Below are 12,885 nucleotides of genomic sequence, written 5' to 3' on the forward strand. Positions count from 1 at the left end.
ATACAGTGAACCGTTTTTTTGCGGTACCGAGTTGCGGTATGACAACACGCAGGCTAACCCAGTGGCTTTCCTTCGCATTGTTGAGCACCGGCCTTTGCACAAGCGCCTTTGCCTCTACTGAACAACAATGCCCGGCTAACAACTTCGCTGACTTCGTCAAAGTCTTTTCATCGGACTCGACGGTACAGAAAACATTTACCGCATCGTCGGTGAAGACAACTCACGTCGTGGCTGAGAACAACATACCCATGGTCGTCGTGCGCAGCGTCAAGCATTTGCCCGCCGATGAATTCAGCATGCTGAGTGCGGAGAATGCTGCAGCGTCGAATCTGGCTATCGAGATTCCGTTTCTGAACAGGGTGGTGGTGCGTGATCAGCAAGGGGCCTTCTTGAAGATTTTCGTCTTCAAGCACAGCGACTGCTGGGTGCTGAACAGTGTTGAAGACTGGACGCTCGAAGCGGTGATGGATGACGTGGCTCGGACTGACCAACCCGCACCCGGTGAACGCGAACTGAAAAAAGGCGTGATGTTCGATCGGCTGGTCAACAAGGCATCAGGCGAATCTGGTGTCTCTTTGTACGCGGCAGCGCTGGATAGCTATGTGGACGGTGCCCGCAAAGGTTCGGCCCAAGCGGCGATAGCGGCTGCGGGAATCAGTCTTTCCGGGCAAGCACCACGATTGCCGAATGAGCAGATTCTGGAGCTTATGAATCAGGCATTTCAGAGCAATCCCGACGATGGCGTGGCTCTCTCCTTGTTTTACTGCGATGAGGGTGAGTACGGCGATGACAAGGCCTGCATCGATCCGCAAAAGTCGATGGCGACATTGGAAAGCGCCGCGCTACGAGGCTCTACCCACGCACTCCTGCGATTGGGTGAAGTCTACGAAACCGGCACCGTCGTCGCTGCTGATCTACCCCGCGCAATCGCCTGTTACCGCGAGGCCAGCAAGACCGAGCTTAAGTGGAGCCCTGCTGCGGTCGAGCGCTTGTTGGCCCGAGGCGTCGTCATGGACAGCTCAATTGAATGTATTGGCGCAGGTGGAACTCAGTGAATGTCGCCCGTTTGATGTTCTTTGCATTTGTGGCGATGTCAGTCTCGTCAGTCAGCTATGCCCAAGATGCAGATTGCGAGGCCGTGGCCGGGCAACGTGCCGAGTGCGCAGAAGAAGCGATGAAGGCTGCGGATCGCGTGCTTAATGACCGTTACCAAGCGCTGATTGATAGAGCAGGGTCTCGGTATATTTTTCAATACCAGTCTCGGCATGAAGAGCATAAGGCGTTTCTGGATCGACTGAAAAACTCCCAACGGACGTGGATAAAGCTGAGGGATTCGAACTGCAGGCTTGAGGGGTTTGAGAATGAATGGGACAAGCCATCCTATTCTGCAGACCTGAATAGGTGCACCGCGAAGATGAGTCTGGAGCGAGCCTTATATTTGGACGGCATCCTTCCGGCACATTGATGTTGTGCTGATTAATGTTTTTGCTTGGTTGGGTGGTGATATGGAAATGTATAAAAGGGCCATTCGATTGAGTGTGTCCCAATCTTCTTTCACCTGGGTGTTCGCGTGCTGCACGGCACTTCTATCACCGACAGTGTTTGCTCAACAATCCACCTGCGAGTTTCACGACGTCCAGTCAACGCTCGAGGTGGTCAGTTGTCTCAACGAGGGCGCCGTGGAAGTCCTGAAGCTGGCGCCACGCAATCATCCAACTTATGAGAGTGATATAGATCGCCTCTCTACATTTATCGTGCGGGGTGATGACCTCAACGAGGTCAAGAAAACGGTGGGAATGAGTGCTTTGTCGTCGCCCTACAACTTGCTCGTCAAGTTGCCGAATGCTGAGGGAATCATGTACTTCGATCAGTTGCCCGAATCAGCCACTAAAAAACTGGCAATGCCAGGCTGGGTACTGACTGATGCCCGAGATGTCGTGTATGAACGACAGGGTGGCGGGGAAGGTTTTGGACTTGTATGCAGTACCCACGAAAAAGCAAACGGCTCTCAATATGTAGTCGTCACGCAATGTAATGGCTTTTACGAAGAAGATATTGCCAGGTTGAAGAATTTACTCGGCGTGATCGACGCTCACGCCGTGCGATAGCGGTTACTGAACGCGATCAATCGTTTGTCTTCGAGCGACTGATAGCCCGCGTTTTCCTTTAAACTCCCCACCCCCAAAGGAATGCGCTCAGGACACGGAATGCCAGCCCCCTCTTTCTCCCTTCGCCGCGCGTTGGTGCTGTGGTTATACGCCGCCGCGCTGGTGCATCTGCTCGCCGGTCTGACCCTGAGCTGGGCCGGTCATTCCGGTTTGCTCGACGGCTATTTGCACACCCTCGAACAGATTTTCTGGGGCGTCGACGCGGTGCCTGCCGCCGCCCGCGAACAGCAGGTCTGGTGGCTCGCGCTGTTCGGCGCGACGCTGCAAAGTTATTCGCTGTACATGCTCGCGCTGGTGCACATCGGCCATCGTCTGAAAGCGCCGATGGCCTGGGTCTGGTTGCTTGCCGGCATCCTGCTCTGGGCTCCGCAGGACATGTTGCTCTCGGCACAAAAACAGGTCTGGTCGCACCTGTGGCTCGACGCTTTTGCGCTGCTCGTCCTGTTGCCACCGCTGCTCTGGCTGTACCGCCATGACCGCCGAAATTCCCTTTCCGATACCGCAATGAGTGAGTCGTCCCATGCCTGATTTTTCGCTGCTGGATTGGGCGTTCACGTTGCTGATCGCGCAGGCTTGCCTCGGTGCGCTCGACACCCTGTATCACCACGAGCTGACCGTGGCGCTGCCGTATCGGCATAGTGCGCGGCTGGAGTTGTCGATTCACGCGCTGCGTTCGTGTTTCTACGGCGTTCTGTTTCTCGGCATCGCGCACTTGCAGTTCGGTGGCGCCTGGGCGCTGGTGATTGCGTTGTTGTTCGCCCTGGAAATCGGCCTGACGCTGTGGGATTTCGTGGTCGAGGATCGCAGCCGCAAACTGCCGGCCATCGAGCGCATCATGCACACCGTGCTGGCGGTGAACGGCGGGGCGTTTTTTGCGTTGTACGGTATGCAATTGGCGCAGTGGGCGAGTTTGCCGACCGGCCTGAGCGCTGTGGATTTCGGCTGGAAGGGCTGGGTGCTGACGCTGTTTGCCGTGGGCGTGACGGCGTCGGGGATTCGCGATGGTCTGGCGGCGTTGCGCATGCAGCGCGAAGGCAAGCCGTCCAACCCGTTTGCCGGCGGCGCTTTCAAACGTGTGCTGGTCACTGGCGGCACCGGGTTTATCGGTGAAACGCTGGTCAATCAATTGCTCGATGCCGGCCACACCGTCAGCGTGCTGGCGCGGGATCCGTTGAAAGCCGCGTACCTGTTCGACGGTCGCGCCCGCTGCGTGCGTTCGCTGAGCAAACTGGGCTACGACGAAACCTTCGACGTGGTGATCAACCTGGCCGGGGCTCCGGTCGCCGGGCCGCGCTGGAGCCCCAAGCGCCAGGCGCAACTGATCGCCAGTCGGGTCAACACTACCGAAGCGCTGATGACCTGGTTGAAAAACGCTCGGCACAAACCGGCGTTGTGGGTGCAGGCCTCGGCCATCGGGTTCTACGGCGTGCGCGATGCCAGCGAAAGCCTCGACGAACAGGCGAGCAAGGGCGACGGTTTCATGGCCGAACTCTGTGCGCGCTGGGAAGCCGCCGCGCAACCGGCCACCGAATTTGGCGTGCGTCAGGTAGTGCTGCGCCTCGGCGTGGTGTTCGGTCCGGGCGGTGCGTTGTTGCCGTTGCTGATTCCGTTTCGCCTGGGCTTCGGCGGGCGCATGGGCGATGGTCAGCAGATCATGAGCTGGGTGCACCGCGACGATGTGATTCAGGTGATCGCTCGATCCTTCCACGATGAAAACCTGCGCGGCACCTACAACATGGTCGCCCCGGAAACGGTCAGTCAGGCAGCGTTCGCCGAGAATGTCGGCAAGGTCCTCAAGCGTCCGGTGTGGTTCCACATTCCCGCCGCGCCAGTGCGCGCGTTAGCAGGGGAAATGGCGCAGCTGTTCTTCGACGGGCAGCGTGTGGTGCCGCAGCGTTTGAGCGAGGCCGGATACACGTTTCGTTATCCGACCCTCGACGCCGCTTTGCGCGATCTGGCCTGAGGATCGTCCATGAGCAAGCCCTTGATGTACCTGCTGGCCGGCAACGGCAGCGCCGCCGATTGGTGGGACGACGCGCTGCCGCACTTTCAGCGCTACGAAGTGGTGCCGCTGGAATTGCCCGGTTTCGGTGCCAACCCGCAGCCACCCTGCGAGGATCTCGCGGACTACGCGCAGACCTTGCTGAAGATGACGCAAAAGGGCAGCGCGATCATGGCGGTCGGGGTCAACGCGTTACTGGTGCTGCATGCGCTGCAACGTCGGCCGGGGCATTTTTCGCGCAGTGTTTTGCTGGCGCCGGTAGGGGCGTTTTTGTGGCAGCGGCGGTTGCCGGCGCTGATGTCGCCGCTGCCGATTCGCAAGACCATTCACTGGCTGTTGTCGAACAAACCGACGCTGTTCGCACGCAAGTTTTCCAATCAGACCTGGACGCCCGCGCAGTACCAGCGCATGGGCGCCGGTTATGCGCGTTGCCGGGCATTTGTGCCGCATTGGGACCTGGTCCGCGCTGACACCGCGCTGCTGTTGCTGGAGTGGATCACCGATCCGGTCGAACTGGTTTGGGGCGATCAGGACAACGTGCTCGGCTTCGAGCAAGCGGCGGCGTGGTCAGCGATTCTGGCTCGCGCCGATCTGACCATCAGCCTCAAACCCGGCTGGGGTCATTACCCGTGGATCGATTCGCCGGCCGAATTTGCCGCGTGGCTGGAGTCCGGCGAGCGCGGATTTGTTGCGCACACCAAGGGCGGTCGGTTGCGCCTCGCTGAACTAGCCCGGCAACCGGTGCCGGCGGCGCTGACCCTCAACGATTGCGATGATCCGCGTCTGTCTGCGTTTCTCGCCGCGCAACCCGACGTGACCTGGGCGGTGCGCTCCTCCAGTTATGGCGAAGATCAGGCCGACTCGGCGAATGCCGGCCTGAGCACCACTTATCTGCGCGTGCCGCGCGCCAACGTGCCGACGCGCATCGCCGAACTGACCGCCGAAGGCGTCGAGGAAGTGGTGGTGCAGCGCTTCATCACGCCGCAGGTTTCCGGCATTGCGTTTGTGCGGCATCTGTCGGTGGAGCTGGAATGGGTTGAAGGCCATCTGGAGTCGCTGGCCGACGGTCATGTCAGCCCTGAGCGGGCGACGCTGTCGCGGTTCGGTGATGCCTGGCGCAGCGGCACGTTCACCACGTCCCACGGTTTGACCGAAGCGCTGCTCTGGCAGTTTCTGCAAGACGTGTTGCGCGTTTTTCACTACGTGCCCGGCGACGTCGAATGGGCCTGGGACGGTGCGCAACTGTGGCTGCTGCAATACCGGCCGATCAGCGACTACGGCTGGCGTCGGCACCTGACTGCCGCCAACATCGCCGAGATCCTGCCGCCGCAACCGAGCGTTTTTGTCGAGTACGCCCAGCGCCGGGCGGCGGCGAGTATCCCGGCGATCATGGCGCGTTGGGATGCGCGGGTGTTGCAGGACAACGAGCCGTTCACCGCAGTGTTCGGCGGCGCGTCCTACATCAACAATGATCTGTTTCTCGCCCGACTCGCCGACTGGGGCATCAGCGCCAGCAACTACGCCGGCGAAGTCGGCGGCGCGACCCCGCATTTGCCGTGGCAGCTGCTGAAAATACTGCGCTCGTTGCCGCTGTTCCTGCGCATGCAGCGCATCGCTCGCGGGCATCTGCCGAGCCTTGAACGCGGCTTGCAACGCTTCGATCAAGAGCTGACCGAACTCGTCGCCCAAAACGCTGACGGCCAACAACTGGCGGACTGGTTCACCCGGTTTTACGTGTTCGTCGTGCAAGGCAATCTGTGCATCGCCACGGCGCTGGCCAGCAGTGGCGGCGATTGGCTCGGGCGCCCGCCGACCGCTTACGACAACCTTGAAAACAGCCCGCATCGATTGCCTTGGGAGACCGATCCCGGCACCCCTCGGCCGGCGTCGAGCGAACTGCCGCTCCAGCCATTTCCGCAATGGTCAGGGCTGATCCGCCTCGCGCATTCCACCGGCCTGCCGGGCCTGCGCGGTTATTACCTGCAAGTGCGCGAGTGGTACCGCGACAACCTGATGCGCATCTTCTTCCGCCTGCATCACGCCATGCCGCTGGCCGACCGCGAACACTGGTTCGCGCCGCACCCGGACGTGCGGACGCGCGATGGCAGCTTCTGGCAGGACGGCCGTGAAGGCGCCGAGCAGGCCACCGGGTTCATGATTTATCCGGGGCAGGTGCAGGGCATTCTGGGCGAGGACATTTTGCTCGAAGACACCCTCGATCCGGGGCGTCATGCGCATTATCAAACGGCGCGGGCGGTGATTGCTCGGATGGGCGGGCGCTTGTCCCACGGTTCGACGTTGTTGCGGGAATTGCGCAAGCCGTCGGCGGTGATGCCGCAGGTTGATCCGGCGTGGGTGGGCTGTGAGGTGTTGTATCGGGATGGTGAGCTGCAATTGATCAATGCGAAGGATGCGCAGTGAAGCCTCGATATTTCCATGGATTACTGGCGTGTTTGTTCATGCTTGCTCAAATGGGCCATGCCGCTGAGACCGTGATGGTCGGCAATACGACAGGCCAGTCGCGGGTCGCTCAGGGGCCGGCGGACGTTGGCGTCGATATGGGGGCGTGCCGGTTTTCCATGCCGCTCTTGCAAGACCAATGGCTGCAATTCAACGCCCCCGATCTGATATTCATCGCCTCCCGACAACGGCCCGATCCCTCCAGCGCACCGCACTTGTGGCAAGCGCCGACATCCAGCGGTTATGAATGGAATTTTGAAACGTCGGCCAATCGGACTCAGCCATGGTTCGGGATGATGTGTGAAAACCTCGGCAGCTTTTCCTCCCTGACGACGCAGCCGCCAGCGGATGACACGATCGAACTGCAACTGCTGCGCGAGGCCAATGACCGCAAGTGCCCGGCGACCTTGACCGAAAACGGCTGGCGGCCAACAGCGCTGGCGGGTGATCCGCAAACCTATGCGTTTGAGTCACTGGAGGGGGCGAAGTCGTCGGGGTTCATCATCGGCTACCACCCACCGCATCAGCCCCAATTCAGCCGTATCGCCTTCTGCCTGATGCAAGGTGAGCAGGTGCTGATCGGCGCTGCCGAATCAGGCTCGGCCACGCCGTTGTCAATTAACGCCGCAGGCTTCGAACAGATCAAGACAGCGGTGCGCAGCATTGCCTTCGAATGAACATCCCGACGATACGTCGCACAGATGGAGTTACAGCGTGAAAGGATTTCTGGTTCTACTCGGCAGCTTGCTGCTGGCGGTCTCATCCATGGCCTTCGCCGCCGACCCGGATTTCAAGGATTACACCGTCACCCCGGTCTTCACCGGCACTCACCCTGCGCTGGTGCCGCAGGAAAACAGCAGCCCGGTGATGGAGCAGGCACGCGCCCAGGCGCTGAAAGGCAAGGTCAACTTCGCCGGCCATTACATCGTGCACCAGTTTGGTTGTGGCGGCGGTGCCATCTGCGCCGAAGTGCTTGATGCGCGCACCGGAGAAGTCGTCGGCGGGCTGCCGAATGCCTACGACGGCAGCACGTTCGCCATGCTCCACCATCCCGACAGCCGCTTGATCTTCATCACCGGGGTTGCCCTCGATGGTGAAGTAGACGCTCAGGGCAATTCGCTGGAGAGCGTTAACCGCTACCGTTACTACGAATTTGTGAACAACGAATTCCGCCTGCTGACGATGACCGACGCGGAATCGCCGCCGCTTGAATAAGGATGATGGAATGAACCGTTTTTTCATTCGGAGCGTGCTGAGCGCGCTACTGCTTTTGCCTTTCGCCCTGCCGGCGAGTGCCAGTGAAGGCAGTTGCTACGGCTACCTCACTGAACTGGTCAGGAGCAGCGATTTCCCGTTTCAGTATGTCGGCAAGGACAAGGTCAATCTGCTGATTGATGAGGACGACGGAGAAATGGTGCGCGCCCAATTGTTCTTCGACACCAACGGCACCGGGACCATTGGCTGGGTCAAATACACCCCGGCGACGCGCGTGTTGCTCAACACCTCGGCGGAACTGGACGAACCGGTGGCGTTGTCCTTCGACGCCAGGTTCGCCGATGGCTACGCAAAATGCCTGACGGAAAAACAGGCCGGCTAACGGCGACAGGGAATTCTCGATGAATCAGTTTTATCTCGCGGGCAGCCTGGGGTTGCTGCTCTCTGCGCCTGCGTTTGCAGCGCCGGCGGATGCTTACACCCAGCGCGATGTCATGCAGTGCGGCGGGGTTGAAGTGGTGTTGGTGTCGTCCTGCCGATCGGTGACGGTGGATGACGCAGAAACCCACCTCATCCCGGTCTGCTCCGACCAGACCATCAACATCGGAGGCAAAGTGCTGCGGCGTGATGTCGGCAAGGTTCTACAGCGTACGTCCGACGGTGCGAGGACGAAGATGCTGAATAACGTGGTGGTGGCAATGGATTGCGTGACAGGTAGCAAGGGCAGCCTTGTTTCAATCGGTGGCTACGGCGGTTGCGGTGCCTGTCCGGAGTGGCACGGTTATTACTCGACAGCCGGGCGACTGGAGCAATACAGCTTCGATAACACCCAGCGCTCGTTTGGCTCGAAGGGGTCATGGGAGGAGCTGATTGAGGCGTATGGGGTTAGCAAAAGTCAGCTGCAATCGCCAAGCCCGGCGGTGAAAAGGATTGAATATGGTCAGCCTTAAGTGGGTGTTGCTTGGCAGTCTGTTGGCCACCGCCAGTGCGTTTGCCGAGGATCCGCCCATAGTTGGTATTAATGGGCATACAGTGACATTACAGGCGAAAAAGTGGACTTCACCTGTGGTGGAATCTTTCACCGCACGGTTCACCGCGAATGGTAAAACGTTCCCGATATTTCATGCCGACATTGGCACCCAGGTCTATCCCGAATGGCTTAGTCCCGACAAGAAAATCTTGCTGGCGACCCCAGTGGAGTACGGCGTAGTCATAGGTGAGAACGGTGAAGAAATACCGACATCACAGGGGCATTGCGCTGTGATCTCGATGGAAACCGGTTGCGTGTTGGCTGAGAGTTACGAAAGGTTTTGTGAGGGTAAATGGGTGGGGAATCAGTGGGTTTCCGAAGAGGGTGGGGTGCTCAAGCCTGCCTTGGAAACTAGGCCTCCCAACGAATTGCTGAAACATGCCTTGAGCATCAAGGCGGCGCAGTCCCGCGCCGAATCTCTCGAGTGGAGCATGAGTTTTTTAAGTCCCGAATCCTACATGGCATGCCATCCCCCGGCGCAAAACGTTCAAACCTACAACGACCTGGGTTTTTACCTCGCCGAGGGCGGTAAAGATGAACTGGCGCTGAAGTTTTATCGCGGTGTTGAGGCGGTTGGCAAACGCACAGTGTTGATGCTGAACATGGCCGATTCACTGTGGCGACTTGATCGAAAAGACGAAGCGCAGCGCTATTACCGCGAGTACGGCGAAGCGATGGCAGCCGCTGGCAAGACACAGAAAATTCCGCAACGCGTCGTTGAGCGAACTGCACATCAGGGATTGAAAAATTGAACAGGATTATCCGCTTTATTGCGTTACTCCTCGGGATGTTGTGCGCGTCGATTGCATACGCTGAGGGTGAGTGCAAAGTCATCAGCTCTAGCTTGGAGTTTAATCAATGCGTGGCGGTCGAACTCAAGCGAGCCGACGCCAAGCTCAATGCCAGCTACAAAAAACTGATGGCGAGGTTTGAGAGTCAGCAAAGACGTGACCCTGAACAGGGCAAGGCTTTCATGGCCATCGCTAGGGAGTCACAGCGTGCGTGGATCAAGTTGCGAGATACCACATGCCCGCTCGAAGCCACGGATATCGACCCTGATACAGCGCTTCACTCCACAATAGTTGATAGCTGCATCACCAGAATGAGCCTGGAACGCACGGCATATCTGGACGGGGTCGTGGCAGATGGCTCGGGTGATGTAGTTGATATGAACAAGGTATCGAGATCCGGCGCGAAGCGTTACCAAGACGTAGTGGCACGCTATCTCTATTCGTTCGACAACCCATGCCTGACGGTACAGATTCTCGCGCCTGACGGTGGTTGGCGAGTATTGTCATCTGCGCAGTTCTGCAGTTTTGACGGCAAGTCATTCCAGTCCGGTTACGCCGATGCTGGATTTGAGAAGCCTGTATTTGCAGATGACGGTCTGCACCTGACGTTAAGCACTACGGAGCTTCGCGCACCCGGAGAGAAGCGTCGTGCCTGTGTGATTCCGATCAAGAACGCGCAAATCAAAGAGCTGAAATGTGGCGCACCTGAGTCGACATGAAGATTAACCACGGAAGGAAAACAAAATTGGGCAGGCTTCCAGGTTTTGTTTGTGCACTTGGGCTTACGGCTGGTGTGTCGACTCAACTGGCACTGGCGAGCGATCCGCAGACCATCGGTGAGTTACATCCGCCGGTGGTGGCGTCGTGGGGCGATCAAAAGATCACGGTGTTCTTTCTGAAGAACAACCTGAAGCAGCAGGCGACGGAGGTTCATGTTCCTGCCGCCGAAATCTTCTACTCAGCTATGAACGCGACCAAACCGACGCTGAATTATGTGTGGAAGGTGGAGGGCGATCAGATTGCGTCGGTGTTTTTTCATGAGCGCAAATCCCCGGGGCGGGCAGGGAAGTCCATGTACGTGCTGACGGAAACGCAGGTGTCGAATCGAAGTTTCGAGGGCGCGTCCTACTCGGTTCTGGAACTGCCACTCATCAAGGACGGCAATCAGTTGTCTTTGAATTATTTCCGTGGGGATCTACCGGAACCTGAGTTTCAGAACTGTCGCGACGGGCTGGATCTGGAGGAAAGTCAGGAAGTGGTGTGCGCTTACAAAGACGCGGCAAGTGTGAAAAAGCGCTTGTCTGTACTTGATGGGCAGGCTGTTGAGCAGCCTCAACCGAAGCCGGTCACGGTGAGCGCTAACGCAACTGCCATGGCGTGTCCTTCGCCGGACTTCTCAACCTTCCTCGCAGCTTTTTCCGAACACGCGGATGTGCAAAAAGCCTTTGTCCAGCAGCCGCTGCAGATGGTCACGACGGTAGCGGGCGATCCCGAGCCGGAGCTGCAAAAGAGCAGCCTCAGCGGTGATCAGCTGAAGTTCCCAATCCTGCCCGATCGCATCAAGCGCGACGCCCAAGGGCTGACGCTGACCGTCAAAGAGCAGCAGGACAACCAGGCCACGGCGATTCTGCAGAAGCCGGATACCGACTATGTCTTCGAGTATCGGTTTGAGCGTGGGCAGTGTTGGCAGTTGAAAGAAGTGATGGATTACTCGCTTTAAAACGCAGGACACAGGGTTCAAAGGCGAAAGGCCTTCTGTTCGATCAGACCCGTAAATCATGAGCAGGAAGGCAAGTTGAAAAGATTAGGGTTGGTCGCGTTATTGCTGTGTTCTTTCTCTGTGGCAGCGGGGCCGATGTTTCCGTCGCTCAAGTCATGCATGGATGCCGACAGCGACTGTGCGCTGGCGCTGAAAGACGATTTCTTGGTGGACGCCAAGTCTGGGCAACGTCTCTCCGAAAGGCCGGTATCGGCGGGAGCGATGAGTGTTTTCTGGCTGTATCGAGATGGCGAGCGTTACATCCTGGAGGAAGAAAACTCCTCACAGGCGAAGTCGCGCCGCTGGCTGGTGTTCACCTACCACAGCGGCAAAGTTATGCTCGACGGCGCCTATATCTTCTCGATAGACATTGACCCGAACACCGGGCCTTACTGGCATGGCTACGATTGCCGAGGTGATGCCAAGCCGTTCACCGTGCCAACGAAAGATTCGTTCAATGAAGTCGCTTTGGAGGAGTTGTGTGGGGAGGCCGAAGGCTGGGTCGTCTCGGGCCGGGATGCAGAAGTGCCGGTGTCTGCCAAGGGACTGGTCGTCAGTGTTCCCGTTTATCACGCCCGCAACCGTGACGGTTCAGCGACGTACCTGTTTACTGAAAGCGATGTTCCGGATCTTTCCAAGTTGGTGTGTTTGTCCAATTGTGCCGATGTCGCTCAAACACCAGAACGCGTTTCGCAAGAGACAGCGCCATTGAAGGGTGAGCAGGAGGGTACGTTGTGTTCGGACGACGAAGACATTTACTTCAGTTGCCCGTTGCAGGGCGGCAAGACGGTTTCCATTTGTGCGCAAGGAAACAGCAAGCCCACGGCCGGTTCTGTTCAGTACCGTTTTGGCGTGCCGGGAAAAATAGAAATGGTCTATCCGAAGACTGCCTCGCCGCCCAAGGGCAAGTTCTTCGTCGTGGATGCGTCGGAAGGCAGCGTGAACCTGAACATCATCAAGTTCAAAAGCGGTGCTTATACCTACCTCGTTAACCAGGCGTTTGTGAGTTATCTCTCAGTGCTCAAGGACGACAAGGTTGTGTTCCGACAGTCTTGTAATGCTGGTGGTGATGCGTACATCCACCGCGCAGCGATTTTCGGGTTGGAGGCACGTCCAAAAAGTGCAGAGGACTTTCGCTAGTCGTTGTTGAGGAGGAAAGAGGAGTTAACGTCAAGTTTGATCCGGTCCGATAATGAGTGTCAGCGTATTTCTGTTGATGTTCAAAAGCTTTCAAACGCCGCTACTCTCTCGACCTTGAAAATTGGCAGTGGTCGTCCAAGAGTCCGAGAGGTTTCCATGAAAAAGTCCAAACATGAACCAAAGCCTATGATGGCTGCCCGGTTCCAGGCTGAAGCTCGTGAAGTTTTGGCCAAGCGCTCTGGTAAGCGCAGCGGCTTTCTGGATGTTGCTCTGTCCAACGGCAGTGATTTCGAGCCTGTCGGTCGACTGGCCGGTTGAAG

Annotated in this window: 15 protein-coding genes; all 15 read left to right on the forward strand. The window is 58.2% G+C overall.

Annotation, left to right across the window (positions count from 1 at the left end):
• Positions 1–5: 5 nt before the first annotated feature.
• The 15 genes from AC3WMT_RS04290 to AC3WMT_RS04360 all read left to right on the forward strand — a co-directional run bounded on the left by AC3WMT_RS04290 (position 6) and on the right by AC3WMT_RS04360 (position 12,883).
• Positions 6–1,055: an SEL1-like repeat protein gene (locus AC3WMT_RS04290; protein ID WP_146041220.1), complete on the forward strand. Its 1,050-nt coding sequence runs from the start codon at positions 6–8 to the stop codon at positions 1,053–1,055.
• Positions 1,052–1,465, forward strand: a complete 414-nt coding sequence (locus tag AC3WMT_RS04295) for a lysozyme inhibitor LprI family protein (RefSeq protein ID WP_158249164.1) — start codon at positions 1,052–1,054, stop codon at positions 1,463–1,465. Before AC3WMT_RS04290 ends, AC3WMT_RS04295 begins: the two co-directional genes overlap by 4 nt.
• A gap of 214 nt (positions 1,466–1,679) precedes the next feature.
• Entirely contained in the window at positions 1,680–2,108 is a 429-nt protein-coding gene (locus AC3WMT_RS04300) for a hypothetical protein (protein ID WP_146041219.1), read from the forward strand.
• A 99-nt stretch (positions 2,109–2,207) separates the two neighbouring features.
• Positions 2,208–2,696 (forward strand): cell division protein, encoded by a 489-nt coding sequence (locus AC3WMT_RS04305; protein ID WP_103302622.1) that lies wholly within the window; start codon positions 2,208–2,210, stop codon positions 2,694–2,696.
• Positions 2,689–4,131, forward strand: coding sequence for a TIGR01777 family oxidoreductase (locus AC3WMT_RS04310; RefSeq protein ID WP_103302621.1), 1,443 nt, complete (start codon positions 2,689–2,691; stop codon positions 4,129–4,131). Before AC3WMT_RS04305 ends, AC3WMT_RS04310 begins: the two co-directional genes overlap by 8 nt.
• Positions 4,132–4,140: 9 nt before the next feature.
• Positions 4,141–6,591, forward strand: coding sequence for an alpha/beta fold hydrolase (locus AC3WMT_RS04315; protein ID WP_103302620.1), 2,451 nt, complete (start codon positions 4,141–4,143; stop codon positions 6,589–6,591).
• A 38-nt stretch (positions 6,592–6,629) separates the two neighbouring features.
• Entirely contained in the window at positions 6,630–7,307 is a 678-nt protein-coding gene (locus tag AC3WMT_RS04320) for a hypothetical protein (protein WP_256583465.1), read from the forward strand.
• An 88-nt stretch (positions 7,308–7,395) separates the two neighbouring features.
• On the forward strand, positions 7,396–7,845 hold the full coding sequence (locus AC3WMT_RS04325) for a hypothetical protein (RefSeq protein ID WP_103302953.1): 450 nt from the start codon (positions 7,396–7,398) through the stop codon (positions 7,843–7,845).
• A gap of 10 nt (positions 7,846–7,855) precedes the next feature.
• Entirely contained in the window at positions 7,856–8,227 is a 372-nt protein-coding gene (locus AC3WMT_RS04330; protein ID WP_103302618.1) for a hypothetical protein, read from the forward strand.
• Positions 8,228–8,246: 19 nt separating this feature from the next.
• Positions 8,247–8,795 (forward strand): hypothetical protein, encoded by a 549-nt coding sequence (locus AC3WMT_RS04335; protein ID WP_103302617.1) that lies wholly within the window; start codon positions 8,247–8,249, stop codon positions 8,793–8,795.
• Positions 8,782–9,627 (forward strand): tetratricopeptide repeat protein, encoded by an 846-nt coding sequence (locus AC3WMT_RS04340; protein WP_103302616.1) that lies wholly within the window; start codon positions 8,782–8,784, stop codon positions 9,625–9,627. The genes AC3WMT_RS04335 and AC3WMT_RS04340 overlap by 14 nt, the downstream gene beginning before the upstream one ends.
• The gene (locus tag AC3WMT_RS04345) at positions 9,624–10,385 is read left to right on the forward strand and encodes a lysozyme inhibitor LprI family protein (RefSeq protein WP_256583464.1); all 762 of its coding nucleotides are present in this window, start codon (positions 9,624–9,626) and stop codon (positions 10,383–10,385) included. Before AC3WMT_RS04340 ends, AC3WMT_RS04345 begins: the two co-directional genes overlap by 4 nt.
• The gene (locus tag AC3WMT_RS04350) at positions 10,382–11,386 is read left to right on the forward strand and encodes a hypothetical protein (protein WP_256583463.1); all 1,005 of its coding nucleotides are present in this window, start codon (positions 10,382–10,384) and stop codon (positions 11,384–11,386) included. Before AC3WMT_RS04345 ends, AC3WMT_RS04350 begins: the two co-directional genes overlap by 4 nt.
• A gap of 159 nt (positions 11,387–11,545) precedes the next feature.
• Positions 11,546–12,565, forward strand: a complete 1,020-nt coding sequence (locus AC3WMT_RS04355; protein WP_256583462.1) for a hypothetical protein — start codon at positions 11,546–11,548, stop codon at positions 12,563–12,565.
• A 156-nt stretch (positions 12,566–12,721) separates the two neighbouring features.
• Complete coding sequence (locus tag AC3WMT_RS04360; protein WP_177431361.1) at positions 12,722–12,883, forward strand: hypothetical protein; 162 nt, start codon at positions 12,722–12,724, stop codon at positions 12,881–12,883.
• The last annotated feature ends 2 nt before the right edge of the window (positions 12,884–12,885 follow it).

The sequence above is a fragment of the Pseudomonas sp. FW305-7 genome (genome assembly GCF_058786735.1).

Bases quoted from the DNA above. Each gene is read 5' to 3' on its own strand.
- AC3WMT_RS04305 (WP_103302622.1), top strand. From the start codon at position 2,208: ATGCCAGCCCCCTCTTTCTCCCTTCGCCGCGCGTTGGTGCTGTGGTTA.
- AC3WMT_RS04310 (WP_103302621.1), top strand. From the start codon at position 2,689: ATGCCTGATTTTTCGCTGCTGGATTGGGCGTTCACGTTGCTGATCGCG.
- AC3WMT_RS04315 (WP_103302620.1), top strand. From the start codon at position 4,141: ATGAGCAAGCCCTTGATGTACCTGCTGGCCGGCAACGGCAGCGCCGCC.
- AC3WMT_RS04320 (WP_256583465.1), top strand. From the start codon at position 6,630: ATGCTTGCTCAAATGGGCCATGCCGCTGAGACCGTGATGGTCGGCAAT.
- AC3WMT_RS04325 (WP_103302953.1), top strand. From the start codon at position 7,396: ATGGCCTTCGCCGCCGACCCGGATTTCAAGGATTACACCGTCACCCCG.
- AC3WMT_RS04330 (WP_103302618.1), top strand. From the start codon at position 7,856: ATGAACCGTTTTTTCATTCGGAGCGTGCTGAGCGCGCTACTGCTTTTG.
- AC3WMT_RS04335 (WP_103302617.1), top strand. From the start codon at position 8,247: ATGAATCAGTTTTATCTCGCGGGCAGCCTGGGGTTGCTGCTCTCTGCG.
- AC3WMT_RS04340 (WP_103302616.1), top strand. From the start codon at position 8,782: ATGGTCAGCCTTAAGTGGGTGTTGCTTGGCAGTCTGTTGGCCACCGCC.
- AC3WMT_RS04350 (WP_256583463.1), top strand. From the start codon at position 10,382: ATGAAGATTAACCACGGAAGGAAAACAAAATTGGGCAGGCTTCCAGGT.
- AC3WMT_RS04355 (WP_256583462.1), top strand. From the start codon at position 11,546: ATGGATGCCGACAGCGACTGTGCGCTGGCGCTGAAAGACGATTTCTTG.
- AC3WMT_RS04360 (WP_177431361.1), top strand. From the start codon at position 12,722: ATGAAAAAGTCCAAACATGAACCAAAGCCTATGATGGCTGCCCGGTTC.